Source organism: Methylobacterium sp. WSM2598, from assembly GCF_000379105.1.
GTDB lineage: Bacteria > Pseudomonadota > Alphaproteobacteria > Rhizobiales > Beijerinckiaceae > Methylobacterium.
This window is the reverse complement of sequence record NZ_KB900609.1, coordinates 6538115-6560490: the sequence shown is the minus strand read 5'-3', so window position 1 is coordinate 6560490 and position 22376 is coordinate 6538115. Positions and strand designations below refer to the sequence as shown.

The window sequence follows — 22376 nt, the reverse complement described above, 5'->3', positions numbered from 1 at the left end:
CTCAGGCCAGGTTCACGCGGCTGCGCCGGGGCCGGGGATCGGGCTCCAGCTCGGTGAAGGGCACCGTGAAGAGCGGGCGGTGCGCCTCGTCCGTCACCGCGAAGCGGTAGCGGGCGAGCTGGGGGTTGCGGGCGCATTCGTCGTGCGAGGTGAAGCCGGCCCCGTGGCGCGCGAGCGCCAGGGCCGCCGCGTCGTCGGGGCAGTCGATCCCGAAAAAGTCCTGACAGACGACGCCCGATCCGGATTGCACGTCGAAATGGTAGCGTGGCATCCCGCCCTCCGTTCGCCCCCCCCCGGCGGGGCCGTTCGCCGCCCCTGACCGGACGCCAGACTGCGCCTTCCCGGGCGGTCTGTCACCCGGGCTCGGCGCCTTGACGCTGCGCGCGGGCGCGGGCAAGCGGGAGGCGGCGGCTCCGGGTGGGGCCGGGCGCATCCGGCAGGAGGGCAGGGCATGAGCGCGAAGCGGAACGGGGGCGTCCGGGACGCCCGCTCCTTGCCGTCTCAATCCCGGCCGTCTCAATCCCGGCCGTCTCAATCCCGGCCGTCTCAATCCCGGCCATCTCAATCCCGGCCATCTCAATCTCGGCCGTCCCGGACTTCGCCGTCCAGGATCTGGCCGTCCCGGGTCGTCGGCGCCCTCGCCCTCGTCGCGGTGGCGGGCGGCCTCTCGGGCTGCGGTGCCGTCAACCGGGTGCCGGTCCTGGAGGAGCAGGCGAAATCCGCCTGGAGCGAGGTCCAGAACCAGTATCAGCGCCGCACCGACCTGATCCCGAACCTCGTCGAGACCGTGAAGGGCTACGCGCAGCAGGAGAAGGACGTCCTGATCGGCGTCACCGAGGCCCGCGCCAAGGCCACGAGCGTCAAGGTCGATGCCGGCACGGTCAGCGACCCGCAGAAGTTCAAGGAGTTCCAGGACGCGCAGAACCAGCTCTCGGGGGCGCTGGGGCGGCTCCTGGTCACGGTCGAGCGCTACCCCGACCTCAAGTCGAACCAGAACTTCCTCGCCCTGCAATCGCAGCTCGAAGGCACCGAGAACCGGATCGCGGTGGCGCGGCGCGACTACATCGCGGCGGTGCGGGCCTACAACACCGAGGTGCGCACGATCCCGGGGCGCTGGATCGCCGGGATCCTGTATCCCGATGCGAAGCCGATGGAGACCTTCACGGCGACGCCCGACGCCGCGCGCCCGCCGAACGTAAAGTTCTAGAGGCTGCCATGGACCGCAGACCGGTGTTGTGCTGGCCAGGGTCGGGCGCCGGGCAGGAGCCGCGTGCAGCCGGGAGCGGGGCTCCCGGCCAGGCGCGGCGACGCACCCGGCGCCCGACCCCGGCCAGCCCGAAGGGTCGCGTCAGCGACGCCATCCGCGGCGTCCGGCCTCCTGGTGGGCCGGACGTCGCTGACGCGACACAACACCGGTCTGCGGGCCATGGCAGCCTCTAGAGCATTTTCCGACGAAGTGGATGCCGGTTCGTCGCAGAAAACGCGGCAAGATCAAAGACCTAGAGCAGCACCCGATTGCAACGTGATCGGGTGCTGCTCTAGGCACCGGGCCGTGCCCGCTGCCCTGCCGATCCGGCCCGATCCCCGCGGGCGGCTCCTCCGCGGGCTCGTCCTGTGCATCCTGCTCCTCGCCGCGCTGCGTCCGGCGGCCGCCCGCGCGGCCGAGCTGTCCTTCCCGGCGCTCACCGGCCGGGTGGTCGATGCGGCCGGGCTGCTCGGCCCCGCGCGGCGCGACGCCCTCGATGCCAAGCTCAAGGCCCACGAGGACAAGACCTCCGACCAGGTCGTGGTGGCGACGGTGCCGAGCCTGCAGGGCACCAGCGTCGAGGATTACGCCAACCAGCTCTTCCGCAGCTGGAAGCTCGGTCAGGCCAAGACCAACAACGGCGTCCTCCTGCTGGTGGCCCCGCGGGAGCGCAAGGTGCGCATCGAGGTCGGCTACGGGCTCGAAGGCGCGCTCACCGACGCCCTCACCAAGGTGCTGATCGCGAGCGCGGTCACGCCGCGCTTCAAGAGCGGCGACTTCGCGGGCGGGATCGAGGCCGGCGTGGATGGCATCCTGTCGATCCTGGCGGGCGACGCGCAGGACTGGCAGCGCAGGCCGCAGGTGCGCTCCGACGAGGTCGACCCCGCCCAGGTCCTGCTCTTCCTCCTGCTGATCCTCGTGGTGATCGTCGTGCTGTGGCGGATGAACCGGGCCGGGCGCGGCGGACTCGTCGTCCTGCCCGGCCCCGGCTCCGGCGGCTGGAGCGGCGGCTGGAGCGGGGGCGGCTCGTCCGGGGGCTTCTCGGGCGGGTTCTCGGGCGGGGGCGGCTCCTCGGGCGGCGGGGGAGCGTCCGGTGACTGGTAGGCCCGCCGACCTCCTCGGCCCGGAGGCCTGCGCGCGGATCGCCGCGGCCGTGGCGCGGGCGGAGGCCGGCACCTCGGCCGAGATCGTCGTGATGGTGAGCGCGCGCGCCGGGCGCTACCGCTCCCTCGTGCTCACCGCGGCCCTCCTCGCCGGGCTCCTCCTGCCCTGGGCGCTCCTGCTGCTCACGCCCTGGAGCGCGGGCCGGATCCTCCTGACCCAGGCCGGCGCCGTGGCGCTGATCCTGGCGCTCAGCCTGTCGGAGCGGCTGCACCTCGCCCTGGTGCCCCGGTCGCTGCGGCGGGCGCGGGTGCGCGAGGCGGCGCTCTTCGCCTTCCGGTCGCGGGGCCTCACCCGCACGCGCGGCCGCACCGGCCTGCTCCTCTTCCTGTCGCTGGCCGAGCGGCACGCCGAGATCGTGGCGGATGAGGGCCTGCTGGCGCGGATCGGGCCGCAGGCCTGGACCGATCTCCTCGCCGACCTCGCCGCCTCCCTGCGCCGCGGCGAGGCGGAGGCCGGCCTCGTCGCGATTCTGGCGCGCCTCGGCGAGCGCCTCGCCGCCGCGGCGCCGGCCGGGCCGGGCGATCCGGACGAGTTGCCGAACCGGGTCATCCTCGACGGGTGAGGGGCCGAGAGGGCGTCCCCCTCCCGCCCGGGAGAGAGACGCCAAGTCGCGACACGTCTCGGGAGGAGAGTGCGGATCCCACCGTGATCGAGGACAGCGGCGCGGGATCGACGCGTGTCAACTCTCGAATACGCGCCCGATCGCGTCAGCGGCAAGATATCGCCGCCCCCCACCTTGGTCCGAGGCGCGGGCGCGGGAAGGCTTCCCTCCGCGCGGCGCGGGAGCGAGAATGGGACGAACGGCGCTTCGGGGCCGGCTCGGAGGCCCGCCATGGCATTGCGCACGCTCCGCCTCCTCTGGGCGGCGACGCTGCTCCTTTGCGCGGGGGCGGGATCGGCCCAGACCGTGGTCGACGGGAGCGGCGAGGCGCTCCCGCCCGCCGAACTCGCCATGGTCCTGCGCAACCTCAACGGCGAATCGCACGACCCCGCCGCGGTGCAGCTGCGCCGCCTGCGGCGGCGTGAGGGACCGCCCGTGATCCTGTGCGGCGAGATCCGCACCCGCGACGGCCTCGGCCTGCCGACGGAATTCCGGACCTTCGCGGCCGTGCCCGAACAGGACATGGTCTTCTCGCCCTTCGGCGCCTCCGGACAGCCGTTCCCCGCCTTCGACGGGATCATCCGGGCCCATTGCGGCGGGTCCTGACGCTCCCGCGGCGGGTCCTGAGGGTCCCGCGGCGGGTCCTGACGCTCCCGCAAAAGGGTCCCGACGGGCGAGGTCCGGAGGCTGAATCCGTGCGGTCTCGCGATCCGCACGTCGCGACAGCGCCGGATCGGACCGGCACCCCGGACACCGACGGAGCGTCGATGTGCCGGGCGAAGGGGAGCCCGCCCTGGCCGGGGCCGGGGCGGGCTCAAGTCGCGTGTCGGATGAAGACGTCCCGGCATAGCGGGCGGGCGCGGCGCCGTCGTCCCCCGAACGGGGGAGAGCGACCGCGAAAGCGGCCCGGCGGCCGGGCCCGCGCCACGGGCGGCGGCGTCCGCCCGGCCGTCGATGCCTCGCTTCCGGAGATCGGCTCCGGACGAGCGGTTGTCCGTCCGGCCACGCTGGCGCACGATCGTGCGGTGTCGAATCGCGTCCCGAAAGATCCGGCGCTTCCTCTGGGGAAGACGGCTGCCGAGGCAGGCGCGCCGATGACGGATCGGCCCGTGCCCGAGATTCCGGCCTTCGTCGCGTTCGCCGGGGGCGGCGCGAAGGGATTGGTCCACGTAGGGGCCCTGAAGGCCCTCGAAACCAGGGCCGTGGACATCCGCGGAGTCGCCGGGACCTCCGCCGGCGCCATCGTGGCGGCGCTGAAGGCCAGCGGCTTCTCGGCCGACGACATGGCCGACCCGATCACCGGACGCACCATCCTCGACGAACTGGCCCGCATCGATGCGGCCCTGTCCACGGCGCCGGCGCTGTTCGGGGAAGGCGGATGGGCGCGCGTGGCGCGCCTGCGCGCGTTGCTCCGCTGCGGCCTCGCGCGGGTCGCGGTCGCGGCGGCCCTCTCGGTCACCCTCCTCCTCCTCGGCTCGTTCCTGTGCGCCGCGATGGCGAACGTCGCCGCGGCGCTGATCCTCTGGGGGCTGTGGCTCGCAACCTTCGGCATCGTCTTCCGGCGCATCCGGGCCGGGCTCGCCGGGCTCTCGCGCCTGGAGCGCTTCAAGGGCGCCCTCGGCCGGGTCATCGCGGCGCGCGCGTTCCCGGCGGAACCGGACCGGATCGTGAGGCTGCGGGACTTCGACGGCGGGCATCTCCTGCCGCTCAAGATCGTCGGAGCGAATCTCTCGACGCGGCAACTCACGCTCTTCTCGGCGGAGACGACGCCCGACATCGCCGTCGCGGACGCGGTGGCGGCCTCGATCAGCATTCCGATCGTCTTCGCGCCGCAGCGGATCGGCGCGGACGTGTTCGTCGACGGCGGCATCGTCTCGAACCTGCCCGCCTGGCCCTTCGACGAGGAGCGCGCCCTCGATCCGGATGCCGTGACCCTGGCCTTCGAGATCGCCGAGGAGGTGCCGGAGAACGAGGAGCTCGGCGGCGCGGCGTGGCTGCCGGCCGCGATCCGGACCGCCCTGTTCGGGTCCGGGATCCTCAACCTGCGGGCGGTCGGCCGGTCGGAATTGATCACCCTGAGAACCGATCTCGACGTCCTTCAGTTCGACCTCGGCCGGCAGGCCGCCCTGAGGCAGGTGGCCGAGTCCACGATCGCGGCGGATGTCGAACTGGAGTTGCGCCTGTTCGCGCGGCCGAGCCTGTACCGACGCGCCTGCGAGACGATGGTGAGGGCGGTCGAGGACATCCTCGCCGGACTGGACGGCACCTCGCGCCGCGGGGCCGGCCCGCGCCGGGTGCGCGTGTCCCTGGCGATGCCGGATGACGGCCACGCGCGATCCCTTCGCCTGCGCTACGGCGCCGGCTACGACGCCGATCTCGACGAGCGTCTCCTGCTGCCGCTCGACGCCACCGTCGCGGGCCTGGCCTGGACCAGCGGTCGGGCGCAGTTCCATACGGTGCCCTTTCCGCAATCCGTGGCGCTGCCGGGTCGGCCGAACCGCTATCGCAGGCAGCAGGTCTGGCGGGACATGGATTGGGCGCTCTGCATCCCCATATTCCGCCGCGGGCGGCCGGACCCTGCGCGCCCCGCCTTCATCGTCTCGATCGACTCCAACGAGCGCCCCCCCGACGCGGTCCTGGACGACTTCCGGGACGCGGTCACGGGCCTCGCGATCGACTCGTTCGAGACCCTTCTGGTACAGTTGGAGCAGATCGGAGAGGGCGCATGACCGACGATTCGCGAGGTCCCGACGCCGCCGGGCACCGGCGCAACGCGCTGGAGGGAAACGCCGCCGTCAGGGAAGCGCAGCGGCGCGCGCGCGCCGAGATGCAGCTCATCGCCGACGACGCGCGGCGATTCCGCCGGGACATCGACGACAAATTGCAGGGAATCACCGACGGCGCCCTGCGGCGGAGCGTGGGCGGGCGGTGAGGGGCCGCGCCGGGGCCGGCGCGGCGGCGGACGCCGCGCCTTGACGGCGGACCGGGTTCTTGCGTGTAACAGGGGCTCTCCTGCCCCGACCGGACGACCTTGCAGCCCGATTCCTCCGCCCCCGCGCCCGGCCAGCTCCGCTTCGAGGGCGTCACCAAGCGCTTCGGACCGATCCCGGCGGTCGAGGAGGTCAGCCTCGACCTCGCGGCGGGCGAGTTCTTCTGCCTGCTCGGCCCGTCGGGCTGCGGCAAGTCCACGCTGCTGCGCATGCTCGCGGGCTTCGAGGCGCCGACGCGGGGGCGCATCCTGCTCGACGGGCAGGACCTCACCGGCGTGCCGCCGCATCGCCGGCCGGTCAACATGATGTTCCAGTCCTACGCGCTGTTCCCGCATCTCAGCGTCGCCGACAACGTCGCCTACGGCCTGCGCCGGGAGGGGCTCGGCCGGCGCGAGATCGCCGGGCGGGTCGCCGAGATGCTGCGGCTGGTCCAGCTCGACGGGTTCGAGGCGCGCCGGCCCGACCGCCTCTCGGGCGGCCAGCGCCAGCGGGTCGCCCTCGCCCGGGCCCTCGCCAAGCGCCCGCGCGTGCTCCTCCTCGACGAGCCCCTCGGGGCCCTCGACCGCACCCTGCGCGAGCAGACCCAGGGCGAGTTGCGGGCGATCCAGCGCCGGCTGCGCACGACCTTCGTGGTCGTCACCCACGACCCGCCGGAGGCGATGGTGCTCGCCGACCGGATCGGCGTGATGGATCGCGGCCGCCTCGTCCAGGTCGGGCCGGCCGCGGACCTCTACGAGCGCCCCGCCACCCGCTACGTCGCCGGGCTCCTCGGCGACGTGAACCTGATCGAGGGCCGGCTCGGCCCCGGCGGGCCGGGCCCGCGCCGGCTCGACACGCCGCTCGGCCCGCTCGCCGGCACCGACCATCACGGGGCCGGGCCGGAGGGGGCCGCGGCCGCGCTGGCGCTGCGCCCCGAGCGCGTCGTCCTGCGCCCGGACGGGGAGGGGATCCCCGCCACCCTCACGGACGCGACTTACCTGGGCGAGAAGATCGTCTACCGGGTGCGGCTCGGCGACGGGCGGGAATGGCGGGCCGCGCTGCCGGCGGGGGCACAGGGCTTGGCCCCGGGCCTCGCGGTGCGGCTCGGCTTCGCGCCCGAGGCCGCCGCCCTGGTGCCCGCGTGAGCCGGCCCCCGCGCCGCCCCGATGCCCGCCGCGATGCCCGTCCGGGGCGGCGCCTGCGCGACGCCCTCGCCCGGGCGGCCGTGCCGGCCCTGCCCTTCGCCTGGCTTCTCGCGTTCTTCGGGCTGCCCTTCCTGATCGTCCTCAAGATCAGCCTCTCGGACCCCGCCACCGCGCTGCCGCCCTACACCCCGGTGCTCGACTGGGACGCGGGGGTGGCCGGCTGGTCCGACTTCCTCGCCGCCCTCGACTTCGAGAATTACCGCACCCTCGCGGCCGACCCGCTCTACCTCGACGCGGCGCTGACCTCCCTGTGGATCGCGCTCGCCGCGACGCTCCTCCTCGCCCTCGTCGGCTACCCGATCGCCTACGGCATGGCGCGGGCGCCCCGGCGCCTGCAGCCGCTCCTCGTCGCCCTGATGGTGATCCCGTTCTGGACGAGCTTCCTGATCCGGGTCTACGCCTGGATCGCGATCCTGAAGGCGGACGGCTTCCTCAACCAGGCCCTGCTGGCGCTGGGCCTCGTCGCCCAGCCGCTGACGATCCTGAACACGCCGGCCGCGATCCTGATCGGCATCGTCTACGCCTACCTGCCCTTCATGGTGCTGCCGCTCTACGCGGTGCTGGAGCGCCTCGACCGCGGCCTGATCGAGGCGGCCCGCGACCTCGGGGCGAGCCGGGAAGCGGCCTTCCTGACCGTGACCCTGCCCCTCTCGGCGCCGGGCCTCGCGGCCGGGGCGCTGCTCTGCTTCATCCCGATCATCGGCGAGTTCATCGTCCCGGACCTGCTCGGCGGCGCCGACACGCTGATGCTCGGGCGGGTCCTGTGGAGCGAGTTCTTCTCGAACCGCGACTGGCCCCTCGCCGCGGCGGTGGCCGTGGTGATGCTGCTGATCGTGGCCGGGCCGCTGGTGCTGTTCCGCGAGGCCGAGGCCCGCCAGATGGAGCGACCGTGAGCCGCCCGCACCCCCTCGCCGTGGCCGCGCTCGTGCTGGGCTTCGCCTTCCTGTACGGGCCGATCCTGCTGCTCGTCGCCGCCTCGTTCAACGCCTCCCAGCTCGTCACGGTCTGGGGCGGCTTCTCGACCCGCTGGTACGCGCGCCTCGCCGAGAACGGGCCCCTCGTCGCCGCCACCCTGACCACCCTGAAGGTCGCGCTCGCCTCGGCGAGCCTCGCCACCGTGCTCGGCACGCTGGCGGCCCTCGCCCTCGACCGGCGCGGCGGTTTCCCGGGCCGGGCGCTGTTCTCGGGCCTCCTCGTCGCCCCGATGGTGATGCCGGAGGTCATCATCGGCCTCTCCCTGCTGCTGCTCTTCGTGGCGCTCGGGATCGACCGCGGCCTCCTCACCATCGTGGCGGCGCACGCCACCTTCACGCTCTGCTTCGTCGCCGTGGTGGTGCAGGCGCGGCTGCGCGGGCTCGACCGGACGCTCCTCGAGGCCGCCGCCGATCTCGGCGCCTCCCCGGCCACGGTATTCCGCACCGTGACCCTGCCGCTGATCCTGCCCGCCGTGGCGGCGGGCTTCCTCCTCGCCTTCACCCTCTCGATGGACGACCTCGTGATCGCGAGCTTCGTCTCGGGGCCGGGCGCCACCACCCTGCCGATGCGGCTCTACAGCCAGGTCCGGCTCGGGGTGACGCCGGAGATCAACGCGATCTCGACCCTGCTGATCGCCACCGTGGCGCTCGGCGTCCTCGTCGCCTCGCTCCTCACCGCCCGCCGCAGCTGATCCGCTATCCGGACGATCACGTCCGTTCAGCGGATGAGAAGCCCGCGCGGCGCGTGAGCGAAGCCGACATCCGCATGGCGACGCAATCGGTCGGATGTCGCATGACACCCGATCCCGCGCGATCGAGGCAGCCGGCCTCATTCCTTCAGGTGGGCGACCTGGGTCGCCTTCATGAACATCGCGTCGAGCGCCCTGTCGATGGCCTCGGGCGTGTCCGCCATCTGGAAGTAGCCCGGCGAGGCGCATTGCCTTGCGACGTCCGGCAGGCCCGAGCTGAACCCGTTGACCTTGTTGTTCTCGTCGGCGATGTCGCTCTTCACATACGTGAAATCGATTTTGATGTAGGGAATCAGCAGGACGGACACCGTCACGCCGGCTTGCCTGAGCGTGTCGCAGTATCCCCAGTCCATCGGAACCGGATCGGATCCGCCCGGCGACCAATTAGCGTGGGGATATGCACTGAATTTCGATGGAGATCCGGAATAGTAGCGTTTGCCATTTATCTGTATAGAGTGCCATTGGTTGTTCTGCATTCCATCCGTGATCAGAAAGACGAAAGGCTTCGGCTTGATTTGCGTTGAGCCGTCACCGTAGCCGTTCGCCTTGATGGTCGCCAGCATGGACGTGAGCGACGTCTCGAAATGCGTGCCGCCACTGCCCACGCCAGTCGAGGGATCGCCGTTGCTGTCGAGCTGGGTGGCGCCCGTGTCGAGGAGCTGCGTGAACACCATCGGGTTCGACGCGGCGCAGCCCGCCTTGAGGTTGAGGGCGCTGGTATCGGCCGTCAGGTCCTGGAGCGTCCCCATCTGGGTGATGAACGGGTACAGCCCGACCCGGTACTGATTGGCGACTTCCGGCTGGGCGGCGCGCTTGATGAGGTTGCAGACCGCCACGTTCACGGCGCCGGACCGCAGCTGGATGTTGTTGAACACGGCGAGGTCGTAGCCGACGAATCCCGGGAAGTGGCAGGCGAATTGGCATCCCTGCTGATAAACCTTGAAAAAGTCGATCCGATTGAGGGCCGCGAGCTGCGCCTGCCCGTCCGTCGTCGAGGGCAGTCCCATCGAGCCCGAGACGTCGATCAGGAGATAGAAATCGAGGTAGCTCGGCACGCTGGTCGTCGCCACCGCCCTGCCCGAGACCGCGGTGGTGCGGATGCCGAAGAGCGGCCCGAAATTGTTGGACACGGTCGCCGTGTAGGTCACCGTCGCCTCGAAGGTCTGGCCGCTGCGCGTGAGCTGGATCGGATCCAGGGCGAAATGCGTGAAGGGCACCGATCCGGCATTGACCGCGAAGGCGTTGGCCGCCCGGGCCTGGCCCTCCGCCACGGCGATGTCCCAGACGTTCCAGTTCTTGGCGTTGGCGGCCACGTAGGCCTTGGCGGTGACCACGGCGGCGAGCGCCGCCGCGTCCGCGGCGTGGTCGAGCTTCGTCTTGGCCCCGACCGCCATGCCGTAATCGACGCCGAGCCCGATCATCCCGATCAGGGGGATCAGCGAGAAGGCGACGATGAGGCTGACATTGCCGGACGCCGCGCCGGCGAAGCCCGCCGCGCGCGCGCGGCGGCGCCTCAGGATCCCGAGCATACGAGGATGCTCCCATCGTTGGTGGTTGGGTTGACGGTGATCTGGCTGGCGTAGCGCGGCTGCAGATAGGCCGAGCGGGCGATGCGGACCGGCGGCACGAAGGACGAGCCGAAGACCGGCACGTAGGTGAACACCACGTCGACCACGATCACCGAGCCCGGCCCGAACAGCGAGCGGGGCAGGCGGCCCGGCGCGGGCGGGGCATCGTTGTCGACGGGCTGCAGCGGCGCTCCGCAGGCGCGGTGGGGTCCGCGGCGGCCGGTCGTCCAGGCGAGGCTCGCCGTGAAGCAGCGGGTCAGGTCGGCCGGGTCGCTGCAGATCGCCCCGGTCGGCGTGAACACCACGCTGGCCGCGTTGATCGAGATCACGTCGGACCAGAGCACGCCGCGCCGGGCCGCCTGCTGCAGGGCGTAGGGGAACAGGACGGACGCGGCGCTGATGACGATGTCGATCTCCCCCGCGCCCAGCTGGGCGATCGAGCCGGACCGCTCGGGCGGCGGAGCCTGCGTCAGCATCTGGCCGACCGCGGCCGGGATGCGCTCGATCCGCTTGAGGCTGTCCGCGTAGGCGGCGATCTGGAACCCGCCCAGGATGATGAGCAGCAGCAGCGGCAGCAGCAGGGCGAACTCGACCGCCGCGATCGCGCGGCCGTCCCGGCGGAAGCCCTGCAGGCGCGAGGCGGGGGACCTCATCAGTACTGCTCGTTGCGGAAGGCCGCGGTCGCGACCGCGAGGAGCGCCGGCCGGCCGTTCGCGACGGCGGTGAGGTTCGACAGCAGGCTGGCGAGGCCCGGCGGGATCAGGGGCATCGGGTATATCACCAGCAGGTACTGGTAATCGCCCTGGATGCCGAGCTGGAACACGTCGTCTCCCGGCAGCGGTTGCGGAATTCTCAGAGAGCTCCAGTCATCCGTCAGAAACCGGAAATAATTATCCATGCGTGCTTTGACTTCGACTTTGTAGAGCTTGACGATCACGCTGTTGCAAGAGACGAGCGCGGGCAGGGGCGGGCAGACGAACTGATCGCGAAACTGCGAAGTCGTCATCTGCGTCGCCTGCAACTGCACGGCTCCGGTCATGATCTGGCGGGCGGCCTTGGCGGTGGCGAGGTCGACGGCCTGATTGACGTAGAGGCTGAGGCCGAGGATCAGCACGAAGCTGAGCATCAGCGTCAGCATCGACGCCACCAGGGCGAACTCGACGGCAGCCGCACCGCCGCGGGCGCGAATGAATTTTCCGAGCACATCCATGTGACTGACCCTAGGTCAGATCGTCTAAGGATAGCTTAAGCGGGCCCGCTGGCGCCTGCCGTTCCTCGGGAAGGACGGGCCGCTCCTGCGGCCGTCGCTCAATATTCCCATTCGGCCCCGACGCCGAGCGCGGCGGCGCCGTTCGCCCCGGCCTCGCCCTGGACCTTGATGCGCCCGGTCACGTCGTAGGTGAGCGTGGCGGCGCTGTCCTCCGGCCGGGCGCCGGCCTTCACCCCGACCGAGAGCCGGTCCCCGAGCGCCCGCGACAGCCCGACCGCCGCGCCGCCCCTCGACCCGGCCTGCACGTCGAGGCTGTCGAGGCCGAGCCCCTTGCGGGCGCTCTCGAACACGTCGGGCCCGCCCGCATTCCCGGAGAGCTGCGCTACCCCCTGCGCGAGCTGCAGGGCCTGGAAGGGCGAGAGGCCGCCCGAGGCCTTCTTGAACAGGAGGCGGGAGAGCACCTCGTCCTGCGGCAGGGGCGGCTCGGAATTGAGGGCGAAGACCGGCCGGTCGGCCGGGCCGCTCACGGCGATGCGGGCGGTCACGTCGCCGGCCTGGGTCTGAGCCTCGAAGTCGAGGTCGGGCGCCGTGAGGTCGCCCGCGAAGCCGACGCGGCCGCGGGTGAAATCGAGCCGCTGGCCGACGATCTGGATCCGGCCGCGGCGCAGCGCGAAGCTCCCGTTCGCCACCGGCGCCCGCGAGGTGCCGGTGAGGCGCAGCGACCCGCCGAGTTCCGCATCGACGCCGCGGCCGCGCACCACGATGCGCCCGGGCACCGAGACGGCGAGGTCGAGGGCCGCGTCGAAGGGCGCGGCCCGGCGTCCGGCCCGCGCCCGCTCCCGGGCCCGGGCGGCCAGGCGGCCGCGCTCGGCCTCCGGCACGTTGACGTGGCGCAGGCCCGGCAGGGGCTCGACGGTGGCGGGCAGGCGGTCCGGGATGCCGACCGCCAGCGAGATCACCTCGACCCGGCCGGCGATCCGCGGGGTGCGCGCGAGCGGCCCGGTGAGCGCGAGGTCGAGCCCGGCGACCGCCGTCATCAGCGGGCTCGCGGCGAGCTCGGCGCGGTCGGCCCGGATGGTCAGGTTGCCCGGGAAGCCGGCGCCGGGATCGACCGCCACCCGGCCCGTCGCGCTCAGCGTGCCGCCGTTGCGGGTGGCGGCGGTGAGGCGCTCGATCGCCAGCGCGTCGCCGCGCCCGCTGACCCGGCCCTCGATCCGGTCGAGGCGGATGCCCCGCAGCGGATCGGTGAAGCTGCCGCCGGTGAGCGTGGCGCCGCCCCCGACCCGGGGCGCCGCGAGGGGCCCGGTCACCTCGGCGTCGAGGGCGACCCGGCCGGCGAGGCGCTGGCCGGAGGCGGAGAGGAGCGTGTTGGCGAGCGCCGCGTCGAGGCTGCCCCGGGCCGTCACGCCGAGCGGCCCGCCGGGCTCGACCGGCAGGAAGCCCCCGAGGGTCACGGCGAGGCCCCGCCCGGCCGCGACGGTGCCGTCGAGGCCCGCCCGCCCGTCGCGGATCTCCCCCCGAAGGCGCGCCTCGACCGGCGGCAGGCCGGCCGAGCGCGTCTCCGGCGTGGCGAGCCGGGCGACCCGCAGGGCGTAGCGTCCCTCGGGGCTGCCGGCCGGCCCGGCGAGGCTGACCTCCCCGTCGAGCGTGCCGGAGACGGCGAGGCGCGGGTCGGCGAGCCGGGCCAGGGAGAGCGGCACGGCCGAGAGGCTCGCCCGCAGGTCGAGCCGGTGCCCGATCCGCCCGTCGAGGCTCGCCCGGCCGGAGCCCGCCGCCAGGCCGAGATGCTCGACCACGAGGTCGCGCCCGTCGAGGCGCAAAGTCGCCGGGCCGGCGAGGGCGAGGCGGTCGCCGCCGCGCTGGGCCGCGATCCGGACGAGGTCGAGGCGCGGGGCCTCGCCGGCCTCCAGCCGGGCGGCCCCGTCGAGGAGGAAGCCCCGCGCCCGCGCCTGGATCGTCAGGTCGCTCGCCTCCGCGGCGGGCCGCGCCTCGAAGCGCAGGGTCTCGACGGTCTCGCCCGCCGCGACCAGCCGCTCGGCGGCGAGGCGGCCGTCGAGGCGCGGCGCCGCGCGCAGGTCGCTGCCGGCGAGGTCGGCGTCGAGCCGCGCCAGGGCGATCTGCCCGGCCCGGAGCCCCTCGCCCGCCGCCCGGACGCGCGCGTCCTGGCGGCCGTCGCGGCGCGCCAGGGTGATCCCGGCATCGAGCCGGCCGGCGAGGCGGGTGAGGGCAAGGGCCGAGAGGTCGTCGAGGCTGCCGGCCCTGAGGCCGAGCTCGCCCTCGGCGAGGCCGCTCCCGGCATCGATCGCGGCGGCGCCGCGCAGCTCCACCGAGCCGAGGCTGAAGCCCAGGCGGTCGAGGGCCCAGTCGCCGCGCCGCCGGGCGAGGTGGGCCTCCCCGGCGAGCGGCTTGCCCCCGACCCGGCCCGAGAGGGTGAGCGTCCCGTCCGGGCGGCCGGTGACGTCGCGCAGATTCGCCGCCAGGACGAGGTCGCGCAGGGGCCGCCCGAGGGCCGAGCCCTGCGGCGCCTCGGCGGTGAGCGCGAGGTCGGGCCGCTCCAGCGAGCCGGTGAGGGTCGCGCCGAGGCGGGCGGCGCCCGCGAGGTCCGGGTGGAGCGCGGCGAGGTCGGCGAGGTCGAGCCGGGCGGCGAGGTTCGCCTGCGCCAGGGTGGCGCGGCCCTCCGCCGTGGCGCTGACGGCCCGCCCCTCGAGCCGCGCCCGCTCGACCGCGTAGCCGTCCGGCAGGCGGGTCAGGCGGCCGCTCAGGCGGGGGGCGGGGCCGAGGCTGCGGTCGAGGGCGGGAGTGCCGAGGGCGAGCCCCTCGCCCGCCGCCTCCAGCTCCGCCGCGACGCCGCCGCGGCCGGGATCGCCCGACAGGAGGGCGGAGGCGGAGAGCCGCCCGGCGAGCGGGCGTCCGGCCAGCAGCGAGAAGGCGGCGAGGTCGCCGAGCTCCGCCCGCAGGGTCCCGGCCACCTCGGTGCGGCCGAGCCGGCCGGCGTAGCGCAGGCTCGCCCCGGGCGCCTCGAGGCTGAGGGTCCGGAGGTCGGCCACCCCGTCCGGGCGCAGCTCGCCGCGCAGGGCGAAGCGCGCCTCGGGCCCGACCGCGCGGCGCAGGGCCGGGTCGGCGAGGTGCAGGCCCTCGAAGGCCGCGTCGGCCGCGAGGCGGAAGGACTGGCCCGCCGGCAGCCTCGGCAGCGGCTCGACCGCGAGGTCGGCGCTGATCCTGGCAAGGCGGCTCTCCGCCGCGCGCAGGCCCGCGGCCCGCAGCGTGCCGCGCAGGGCCGGGGCCGAAAGCGGTCCCGTGAGGGATCCGTCGAAGGTCAGGGCCTCGACCTCGCCGGCGCCGGTCCGGGTGACGCCGCCCTCGGTGGGCAGCGCCCGGGCCGCGAGCGCGAGGTCGGCCCGTCCGGCCGCGTCGAGGCCCCCGGCGGCGGTGAGCGTCGCGGTCCGGGAGGTGAGGGCGAAGCGCTCGATCCGGGAGGCGCCGTCGCGCGAGAACAGCAGCGCCCCGTCGAGCCGGGTCGTGCCCGCGAAGACCGCCGCCGCCGGCCCGGGCACCAGCCCCTCGATGCGCGAGGCGAGGTCCAGGACCATGCGCCGCCCGGCCTCGACCCGGTCGATGCGGGCCCGCCCCTCGGCGCCGATCTCGTCGCCGGCCCGGAAGGCGAGGCTCGCCCCGAAGGCGTCGAGGGGGCCGCGCCCGTCGAGGTCGAGGGTGACGGGCGGCAGGCCCGGCAGGGCGAGGGCCCGCGCGACGAGGCCGCCCTGCGGCTCGTCGTGGGCGAGCTTCACGTCGAGGCGCTGGCCCTCCGGCACGTAGGCGAGCCGGAGCGTCGCGGTGCCGGGCCGGTCGAGGCGGCGGATGCCGAGGGCGAGGTCGAGCCCCTCGCCCGGGTCGCCGAGCCGCGCCTGGCCCGCCCCGGCGAGGCGGGCGGCCTCGCCGAGCACCGGCGCGCCGAGGCCGAGTTCGTCGAGGGTGAAGGCCTTCACCTCGACCTTCACGGGCAGGTCGGGCAGGAGCGGGCCGTCGGAGGCGGTGGCGACCGGGTTCGGCAGGGGCCGGCGCAGCACCTCCAGGCGGCCGATCTCCAGCCGGTCGATCTCCAGGCGCCGGGCGAGGAGGGCGGTGCGCCGCCAGATCAGCCGCGCCCGGTCGAGGCGCAGCCAGACGCCCTCGCGGTCGGCGATGGCCACGTCGCGGATCGTGGCGTCGGAGGAGAGCGCGCCGTCGACGGCGCCGATCGAGACCCGCGAGGCGGGCGTCGAGAGGGCGCGGGAGAGGAGATCGCCCAGGATCGTGGTCTCGCCCTCGGCGGCGCGGCCGCGCCCCTGCGCCGCCAGGAGGGCGAGGGGGAGGGCGAGGGCGAGGACGAGGAGGCCGGCGAGGAGCGCCCGGCGCAGGCGGCCGGCGCGGGCCGCGAAGGCAGCGTTCATCAGAAGGCCTGCCCGATGCTGATGTACAGGGCGACGGGCGGCTGCTTGAGCGCCTTGTCGGGGTTCAGGGGCGCCGCGAGGTCGACGCGGATCGGGCCGATGCCCGTGTAGTAGCGCAGGCCCAGGCCCGCCGCGTAGCGGATCCGCTCGTCGAAATCCGGCAGGCTCGACGCGAAGGCGGTGCCGGCGTCCAGGAACGGCACGAGGCCGATCGTGTCGGTGATCCTGATGCGGGCCTCGAGCGAGCCTTCGAGGAGCGAGCGGCCGCCGATCGGCAGCTGGAACGGACCGATCGGGCCGACCGTGCGGTAGGCATAGCCGCGGATCGAGCCGCCCCCGCCCGCGAAGAAGCGCAGCGAGGCCGGGATCCGCTCCAGGCTCGCCCCCGTGATGGAGCCGAAGCCGACCCGCGCCGCCAGGATGGTGCGCGCCTCGTCGTCGAGGGCGAGGTAGGTGGAGCCCTGCGCCTTGGCGAGGAAGATCCCCGGATCCGAGCCGAGGAAGCCCGGATAGGGGGTCGCCGCGGCGGTGAGGCGGATCCCCCGGGTCGGGTCGAGGAGGTTGTCGGTCGAGTCGTAGGCGACCGAGACCGGCAGGCCGACGAGGCGGTAATCGACCTTGCCGAGCGCGTCCCGGGACGAGCCGACCTGTCCCTCGATCCCCGCCTGGACCGAGGCCGCGTCGCCGAAGCGGTGGCGCAGCGCCACCGTGCCGCCGGCCGCGTCCGTGAAGTAGGATTGCTGGACCTCGCGGCCGACGAAGGCGCCCGCCACGAGGTCGTTGCGGGTGCCGAGCAGGCCCGGCTTGACGAAGGTGGCGGCGAGCCGGCCGCCGAGGCCGTTCGTCTCGATGCCCGCGAGCTTGCGGCGCCGCGCGTAGTAATCCTGCCCGAGCCCCAGATAGGACAGGTCGGCGTCCAGCCGCAGGCTCTCGCCGCCGCCGAACAGGTTGCGGTGGGCCCAGTAGCCCCGCACGCCCGGCCCGTCGACCGTGGAGTAGCGCGCCGCGACCCCGAGGAGGTTCGGGGCCCGCTCGCTCACCTCGACGAAGACCGGGAGCCGGCCCTCCGCGTCGAGGCCGTCGGCCTCGCGCACCCGCACGCCGCCGAGCGCCTCCAGGCGGGTCACCGAGCGGCGGATCCCGGCGATCGCCTCGGGGGAGTAGGGATCGCCCGGCTCGGCGTAGATGAAGGAGCGCACCACCGCCGGGTCGAGGCCGGCCGCGCCCCGCACCGTCACCGGGCCGAGCCGCGCCGCCGGCCCGGGATCGACCGTCAGCGTCGCGTCGAGCGCCCGGGCCGCGTGGTCCGCCACCGGATCGAGCCGCACCACCCTGGCGAAGGGGTGGCCCTGCGCGCGCAGGTGATCGACGATCCGGGCCTGGCGGGCAAGGACCGTGGCCGAGCGGCCGGACTCGTCGGCGCTGCGGGTGAGGCGGTCCGGCAGGTCGAGGGGGAGGCCGGAGGCGTCCCGCACCGTGAGCCGCCGCAGCCGGTAGAGCGGGCCCTGCGTGATCGCGATCCGCACCGCCACGAGCCGGCGGTCGCGGGCGGCCTCGGCCGCGCGCAGGGCGGCGCGGGCCGCCGCCTCGCCGCCGAGCACGACGTCCTCGATCCGCACCGTGACGGTGCCCGAGTAATAGCCGTAGCCCCAGAGCACGTCGAGCAGGCGGCCGGCATCGGCCTCGGCGCGGCGCAGCAGGCCCTCGGCGTCGGGCGGCGGCTCGTCCCGCAGGCGGTGGAGGCTCGAGGCATCCTCCAGGGCGGTGCGCAGGTCGTCGTCCTCGACGCCCTGGACGCGCAGGGCGTAGGGCAGGGCGTCGGGCCGGGGGACGGGCGGCGCCTCCTCGCTGCCGAACAGGCCGAAGAGGTCGAAGGCCCGCGCCTCCGGCGCGCCCATCAGGCAGGCGACGACGGCGAGCGCTCCGGTGCGGCGCCCCCCGGCGCGGCGCCCGGCCCGGGCGCCGCCTGCGATCCGTCTCCTGTCCGGCATGCTCCGGCTGCTCGCTGTCCCCGGTTGCCCACAGGTCGGCTCCATGCCGCAAGGGTCGGCGGGGTTCGTGTTCAAACCGTGTCCACGCCGGAGCGCGGCGCGTGCCACTTTGAGAGCAAGCGGCGCGATCCCTCAACCCCGGCCGGAGAGCTTGCGGCGTGCGGTCGCGCTTCGCGCCGGGCCGCCGCCGACGATATCGCCCGGGTGCGGGCGCCGCGACCGTCCCGCCGCGGCCGGCCGGGCGCGGCCGGTCCGATTGCGGTGGGCGCGGTCGAGGAGGAGCCATGCTGCCGATCGTGTTCCATCCGGCCTACGAGGCCGAATTGCCGGAGGGCCACCGCTTCCCGATGCGGAAATACGGCCGCCTCGCCGAGATCCTGCGCGCGCGCGGCCTGGTGCCGAACGGGTTCGTGCGGCCCGAGCCGGCCGGCGCGCCGACCGTCGCGCTGGCGCATGACCGCGCCTACGTCGATCAGGTGCTCACCGCGACGGTGCCGCGCGCGGTCGAGAAGCGGATCGGCCTGCCGGTCGATGCGGGCGTGGCGCGCCGCTCCCTCGCCTCGGCGGGCGGCACGCTGCTGGCCGGGCGGCTCGCCCTCGCGGGCGGGCTCGCGGGCAGCACCGCGGGCGGCAGCCATCACGCCAGGCGGGCCGGGGGCGGGGGCTTCTGCGTCCTCAACGACGTGGCGGTGGCGGCGCTCGCGCTCCTGCGCGAGGGCGCGATCCGGCGGGCCCTCGTCATCGACCTCGACGTGCACCAGGGCGACGGGACCGCCGACTGCCTCGCGGGCGAGCCGGACCTGTTCACCTTCTCCATGCACGGCGAGCGGAACTACCCGACCGACAAGGTGCCGGGCGACCTCGATGTCGGGCTGCCGGACGGGCTCGACGACGCCGGCTACATGGCCGCGCTGGTCCGGCACGTGCCGCGCCTGCTCGACGCGCTGCGGCCCGACCTCGTCTTCTACAACGCGGGCGTCGACCCGCACCGGGACGACCGGCTCGGGCGGCTCGCGCTCACGGACGAGGGCCTCCTCGCCCGCGACCGCCACGTGGTCGGCGAGACCCGGCGCCGCGGCATCCCCCTGGCGGCGGTGATCGGCGGCGGCTACGCGACGGAGATCGACGCGCTCGCGGCCCGCCACGCCCTCGTCTTCGAGGCCATGGCCGAGTGGGCCTGAGCGGAACGGCTGAGCCTGTGCCTCGTTGACAGCGGAGAGAGGGCGCTCGCCGCCCGCCAGCCGGAGGGGAAGGCCATGAGCTTGATCGGCCGCATCGTCACCAAGATCCTGGGCAACGACGATCCGAATGCCCGCCCGGGCGACCGCTACGACACCCGCAACGCCGATTCGAGCACGCTCGTCGGCCGCATCGTCACCAAGATCCTGCGCCGCTGAGGCGGCGCCCCGAGCGGCGCCCGGGCGCCGCTCGGTCCCGTCATCCGACATCCGGGTGATGGCTTCGCCATCTCCCATTTCGGCCATGCGGATCTCGGCGTCGCTCAGGCGCCGCGCGGGCTTGTCATACCAAATCCGCTTGATCCCTTCGGGATGGCGGATTTGGGCTTCGCTCAGGCGCCGCGCGGGCTCGTGATCCGGGATCCGCTTCGATCGAGCGGATCCCGGATCAGGCGTAGCGGCGGCGCAGCAACGCGTAGACGAGGCGCGCGGTCTGCACCTCGCCGCCCTCCGGCCGACCGGGCTTGGTGCTCGGGTTCCACCCGTAGAGGTCGAGGTGAACGTGGGCCTTCGCGGCGGTCGCGAAGCGGCGCAGGAACAGGGCCGCCGTGACCGCGCCCGCGAAGGGGCCGCCCGAGACGTGGTTGACGTCCGCGACCTTCGAGTCGAGCAGGCTCGCGTAGGGCGCCCAGAGCGGCAGCCGCCAGACCGGATCGTTCACCGCCCGCCCGATCTCGGCCATCTCGGCGGCCAGCCCGTCATCCTCCGTGAACAGGGCCGGCAGGTCCGGGCCGAGGGCCACGCGGGCCGCGCCCGTCAGGGTCGCGAAATCGACGAGGAGGTCCGGGCTCTCCTCGTCCGCGAGCGCGAGCGCGTCGGCGAGGATCAGGCGGCCCTCCGCGTCGGTGTTGCCGATCTCCACGGTGAGGCCGCGGCGGCTGCGCAGGACGTCGCCCGGCCGGAAGGCGCTCCCCGAGATCGCGTTCTCGACGGCCGGCACCAGGACGCGCAGGCGCAGGCGCAGGCCCGCCCCCATCGCCATCTCGGCGGCGGCCAGCGCGGCGGCGGCCCCCGCCATGTCCTTCTTCATCAGCAGCATGGCGGCCGAGGGCTTGATGTCGAGACCGCCCGTGTCGAAGGCGACGCCCTTGCCGACCAGGGTGACCTTCGGGGCCCCCGGATCGCCCCAGGTCAGGTCGATGAGGCGGGGCGCCCGGTCCGAGGCGCGCCCGACCGCGGCGATCATCGGGAAATCCCGCTCCAGGGCCTCGCCCGACACGACCGTGCAGGCCGCCCCGGCGCGCGCGGCGAGGCCGCGCGCCGCGGCCTCGATCTCGGCCGGGCCGAGGTCGTTGGCGGGCGTGTTGACGAGGTCGCGCCCCGCCGCGACCGCCGCGGCGACGCGTTCGACCTCGGCCGCGTCGACGCCCTCGGGCGTGGCGAGCACCGCCCCCGGCGCCGGCCGGTCGCGGTAGCGGGCGAAGCGATAGGCGGCGAGCCGCCAGGCCAGGGCGGCGAGGAGCGGGTCTGGCGGGGCCGCCGCGAAGCGGTAATCGCCCTCCGGCAGCGCGTCGGCGAGCTTGCCCGGCGCGAAGGGATCCCCCTTCGGGTCGATGCCGAGGACGACGCCCGCGAGGCTCCCGTCCGCCCCGGGGAGCACGCAGTGACTCCCGGGCTTGGCCGAGAAGCCGGTTGCCCGGGCGTAGGCGGCGGCCGCGGCCGGGAGGGTCTCGGCGAGGGCGGGCCATCCCTCCGCCGTGACGCACCAGATCGGACGGGCGGCGGAGGCGTCGGGGGATGAGGTCACGGGCGGGTCCCGGGTTCGAGAGGAGGTGCACCGCTGCCTAGCGCAGCCGACCGGGCCTTGTCACACCGGCCGCGCGGCGCGCGGCGCCACCGCATCCGCCGTGCCGCGCCGGGCCCGACGCTGCGGCCGGTCGACGATCCCGCTTCCGGTGCCTTCGGGGCGGGCTGTGCGGCCGCGCAACCCCGCTGAGGTCCATCGCCCCGTCGGGCTGCGCATCGACCGCGCGCTCCCTGGTCCCGGGCGGGCGGTTGACGCAGGGTCCCGCGAGCACAGGGCCTCGCTCCCGGCGGCGCGGCTCCCCGCTCATCGGCGACCGACACGGGACGACAATCCCCGAACGGCGCCCGCAACGGATGATTTCTCAACGATATCAATGCCGCCTCGTTAACCCCCGGTTAGGGTTAACACCCTATTCCGGGCAGCGAGGCGGCGCGTTGGGCCGCCCGAGCCCGCCTGAGGAGAGCCGGATGGGGTCCCCCGTCGACGTGTCGCGTTCCGCCCTGGTGCGCCTTCTCGCGGCCGGCACGATGGCGCTGCTCGTGTCCGGGTGCCTGTCGCGCTCGCCGACGACGACCGGCTCGATCGATGTCGGCACCGGCGCCGGCAATGCTCGGCGCGACCTCGACCGGCTCGCCGCGCGCTACACCCGCGATCCGGCCGATGTCGGCACCGCCATCGCGTATGCGGGGGCGCTGCGCGCCAGCGAGCAGACCGCGCAGGCCGTCGCGGTGCTGCAGCAGACGGCCCTGCGCAACCCCAAGAACCCGGCGGTGCTCGCGGCCTACGGCAAGACCCTGGCGGAGGCCGGGCGGTTCGGCGAGGCGGCGGAGGTTCTCCAGAACGCCCACTCGCCGGCCAATCCGGACTGGCGCGTGCTCTCGGCCCAGGGCGCCGTCGCCGACCAGATGGGCGACCACGCCCAGGCCCAGCGCTACTACGAGACCGCCCTCAAGATCGTCCCGGGCGAGCCGAGCGTGCTGTCCAATCTCGGCCTCTCCTACGCGCTGGCCAAGCGCCTGCCCGAGGCCGAGCGGGTGCTGCGGCAGGCCGCCGCCGATCCGCGCGCCGACGCGCGGGTGCGTCAGAACCTCGCCCTGGTGCTCGGGCTCGAGGGGCGCTCGGCCGAGGCGGAGGAACTGATGCGCCGCGACCTCGGCGGCGCGGAGGCGGCCCAGAACGCCGCGGCGCTCCGGGCCTTCGTGGCGCAGCCGAACGGCTGGCAGGCGATCCGCTCGGCGGATGCCCGCAAGCGCAAGCCCGCGGGCTGAGCGCCGCTCAAGGGCG

19 protein-coding genes are annotated in these 22376 nt (G+C 74.5%); 12 read left to right on the top strand and 7 right to left on the bottom strand.

Annotated elements, in window-relative coordinates; all coding sequences use genetic code 11:
- Position 1: 1 nt before the first annotated feature.
- Positions 2-271, bottom strand: a complete 270-nt coding sequence (locus tag MET2598_RS0130495; RefSeq protein ID WP_012336013.1) for a DUF6894 family protein — start codon at positions 269-271, stop codon at positions 2-4.
- 339 nt (positions 272-610) lie between these two features.
- Between MET2598_RS0130495 and MET2598_RS0130490 the strand changes: the two genes are divergently transcribed.
- From MET2598_RS0130490 to MET2598_RS0130450, 9 genes are all read left to right on the top strand, one after another.
- Positions 611-1207, top strand: coding sequence for a LemA family protein (locus MET2598_RS0130490; RefSeq protein WP_051086613.1), 597 nt, complete (start codon positions 611-613; stop codon positions 1205-1207).
- A gap of 345 nt (positions 1208-1552) precedes the next feature.
- Positions 1553-2350, top strand: a complete 798-nt coding sequence (locus tag MET2598_RS0130485) for a TPM domain-containing protein (protein WP_018263442.1) — start codon at positions 1553-1555, stop codon at positions 2348-2350.
- Positions 2340-2972: a TPM domain-containing protein gene (locus MET2598_RS0130480; RefSeq protein ID WP_012336016.1), complete on the top strand. Its 633-nt coding sequence runs from the start codon at positions 2340-2342 to the stop codon at positions 2970-2972. Before MET2598_RS0130485 ends, MET2598_RS0130480 begins: the two co-directional genes overlap by 11 nt.
- A 270-nt stretch (positions 2973-3242) precedes the next feature.
- Positions 3243-3617 carry a hypothetical protein gene (locus MET2598_RS0130475; protein WP_012336017.1) on the top strand — a complete coding sequence of 125 codons (375 nt, stop codon included), beginning with the start codon at positions 3243-3245 and terminating at the stop codon, positions 3615-3617.
- Between the two features lie 503 nt (positions 3618-4120).
- Positions 4121-5740, top strand: a complete 1620-nt coding sequence (locus tag MET2598_RS0130470; protein ID WP_236728842.1) for a patatin-like phospholipase family protein — start codon at positions 4121-4123, stop codon at positions 5738-5740.
- Positions 5737-5943 (top strand): hypothetical protein, encoded by a 207-nt coding sequence (locus MET2598_RS0130465; RefSeq protein ID WP_012336020.1) that lies wholly within the window; start codon positions 5737-5739, stop codon positions 5941-5943. Before MET2598_RS0130470 ends, MET2598_RS0130465 begins: the two co-directional genes overlap by 4 nt.
- 99 nt (positions 5944-6042) lie before the next feature.
- The gene (locus MET2598_RS0130460; RefSeq protein ID WP_018263440.1) at positions 6043-7125 is read left to right on the top strand and encodes an ABC transporter ATP-binding protein; all 1083 of its coding nucleotides are present in this window, start codon (positions 6043-6045) and stop codon (positions 7123-7125) included.
- Complete coding sequence (locus tag MET2598_RS0130455; RefSeq protein WP_012336022.1) at positions 7122-8078, top strand: ABC transporter permease subunit; 957 nt, start codon at positions 7122-7124, stop codon at positions 8076-8078. The genes MET2598_RS0130460 and MET2598_RS0130455 overlap by 4 nt, the downstream gene beginning before the upstream one ends.
- A complete protein-coding gene (locus tag MET2598_RS0130450; RefSeq protein WP_012336023.1) occupies positions 8075-8851 on the top strand; it encodes an ABC transporter permease in 777 nt (258 codons plus the stop codon). Before MET2598_RS0130455 ends, MET2598_RS0130450 begins: the two co-directional genes overlap by 4 nt.
- A gap of 137 nt (positions 8852-8988) precedes the next feature.
- Here MET2598_RS0130450 and MET2598_RS0130445 read toward each other — a convergent pair whose 3' ends face one another.
- The 5 genes from MET2598_RS0130445 to MET2598_RS0130425 all read right to left on the bottom strand — a co-directional run bounded on the left by MET2598_RS0130445 (position 8989) and on the right by MET2598_RS0130425 (position 18014).
- Positions 8989-10437 (bottom strand): pilus assembly protein TadG-related protein, encoded by a 1449-nt coding sequence (locus tag MET2598_RS0130445; RefSeq protein ID WP_018263439.1) that lies wholly within the window; start codon positions 10435-10437, stop codon positions 8989-8991.
- Positions 10422-11129 carry a TadE/TadG family type IV pilus assembly protein gene (locus MET2598_RS0130440; protein WP_018263438.1) on the bottom strand — a complete coding sequence of 236 codons (708 nt, stop codon included), beginning with the start codon at positions 11127-11129 and terminating at the stop codon, positions 10422-10424. The genes MET2598_RS0130445 and MET2598_RS0130440 overlap by 16 nt, the downstream gene beginning before the upstream one ends.
- A complete protein-coding gene (locus MET2598_RS0130435; RefSeq protein WP_018263437.1) occupies positions 11129-11686 on the bottom strand; it encodes a TadE/TadG family type IV pilus assembly protein in 558 nt (185 codons plus the stop codon). Before MET2598_RS0130435 ends, MET2598_RS0130440 begins: the two co-directional genes overlap by 1 nt.
- Positions 11687-11784: 98 nt before the next feature.
- A complete protein-coding gene (locus MET2598_RS0130430; protein WP_018263436.1) occupies positions 11785-16116 on the bottom strand; it encodes a translocation/assembly module TamB domain-containing protein in 4332 nt (1443 codons plus the stop codon).
- A complete protein-coding gene (locus tag MET2598_RS0130425) occupies positions 16116-18014 on the bottom strand; it encodes an autotransporter assembly complex protein TamA (protein ID WP_020493677.1) in 1899 nt (632 codons plus the stop codon). Before MET2598_RS0130425 ends, MET2598_RS0130430 begins: the two co-directional genes overlap by 1 nt.
- Positions 18015-18391: 377 nt before the next feature.
- Here MET2598_RS0130425 and MET2598_RS0130420 point away from each other — a divergent pair, with 377 nt between their 5' ends.
- Both MET2598_RS0130420 and MET2598_RS37660 read left to right on the top strand, forming a co-directional pair.
- Positions 18392-19288 (top strand): histone deacetylase family protein, encoded by an 897-nt coding sequence (locus MET2598_RS0130420; RefSeq protein ID WP_012336029.1) that lies wholly within the window; start codon positions 18392-18394, stop codon positions 19286-19288.
- A 75-nt stretch (positions 19289-19363) separates the two neighbouring features.
- On the top strand, positions 19364-19504 hold the full coding sequence (locus tag MET2598_RS37660) for a hypothetical protein (RefSeq protein ID WP_012336030.1): 141 nt from the start codon (positions 19364-19366) through the stop codon (positions 19502-19504).
- A gap of 229 nt (positions 19505-19733) precedes the next feature.
- On the opposite strand, the gene MET2598_RS0130410 is transcribed toward MET2598_RS37660, so the two are convergent.
- Positions 19734-21092 (bottom strand): leucyl aminopeptidase family protein, encoded by a 1359-nt coding sequence (locus MET2598_RS0130410; protein WP_018263434.1) that lies wholly within the window; start codon positions 21090-21092, stop codon positions 19734-19736.
- 467 nt (positions 21093-21559) lie between these two features.
- Here MET2598_RS0130410 and MET2598_RS0130405 point away from each other — a divergent pair, with 467 nt between their 5' ends.
- Complete coding sequence (locus tag MET2598_RS0130405; RefSeq protein ID WP_018263433.1) at positions 21560-22360, top strand: tetratricopeptide repeat protein; 801 nt, start codon at positions 21560-21562, stop codon at positions 22358-22360.
- The last annotated feature ends 16 nt before the right edge of the window (positions 22361-22376 follow it).

Coding starts and splice junctions, on each gene's coding strand:
- MET2598_RS0130495 (WP_012336013.1), bottom strand. CDS start 271: ATGCCACGCTACCATTTCGACGTGCAATCCGGATCGGGCGTCGTCTGT.
- MET2598_RS0130475 (WP_012336017.1), top strand. CDS start 3,243: ATGGCATTGCGCACGCTCCGCCTCCTCTGGGCGGCGACGCTGCTCCTT.
- MET2598_RS0130465 (WP_012336020.1), top strand. CDS start 5,737: ATGACCGACGATTCGCGAGGTCCCGACGCCGCCGGGCACCGGCGCAAC.
- MET2598_RS0130445 (WP_018263439.1), bottom strand. CDS start 10,437: ATGCTCGGGATCCTGAGGCGCCGCCGCGCGCGCGCGGCGGGCTTCGCC.
- MET2598_RS0130440 (WP_018263438.1), bottom strand. CDS start 11,129: ATGAGGTCCCCCGCCTCGCGCCTGCAGGGCTTCCGCCGGGACGGCCGC.
- MET2598_RS0130435 (WP_018263437.1), bottom strand. CDS start 11,686: ATGGATGTGCTCGGAAAATTCATTCGCGCCCGCGGCGGTGCGGCTGCC.
- MET2598_RS0130430 (WP_018263436.1), bottom strand. CDS start 16,116: ATGAACGCTGCCTTCGCGGCCCGCGCCGGCCGCCTGCGCCGGGCGCTC.
- MET2598_RS0130425 (WP_020493677.1), bottom strand. CDS start 18,014: ATGGGCGCGCCGGAGGCGCGGGCCTTCGACCTCTTCGGCCTGTTCGGC.
- MET2598_RS0130420 (WP_012336029.1), top strand. CDS start 18,392: ATGCTGCCGATCGTGTTCCATCCGGCCTACGAGGCCGAATTGCCGGAG.
- MET2598_RS37660 (WP_012336030.1), top strand. CDS start 19,364: ATGAGCTTGATCGGCCGCATCGTCACCAAGATCCTGGGCAACGACGAT.
- MET2598_RS0130405 (WP_018263433.1), top strand. CDS start 21,560: ATGGGGTCCCCCGTCGACGTGTCGCGTTCCGCCCTGGTGCGCCTTCTC.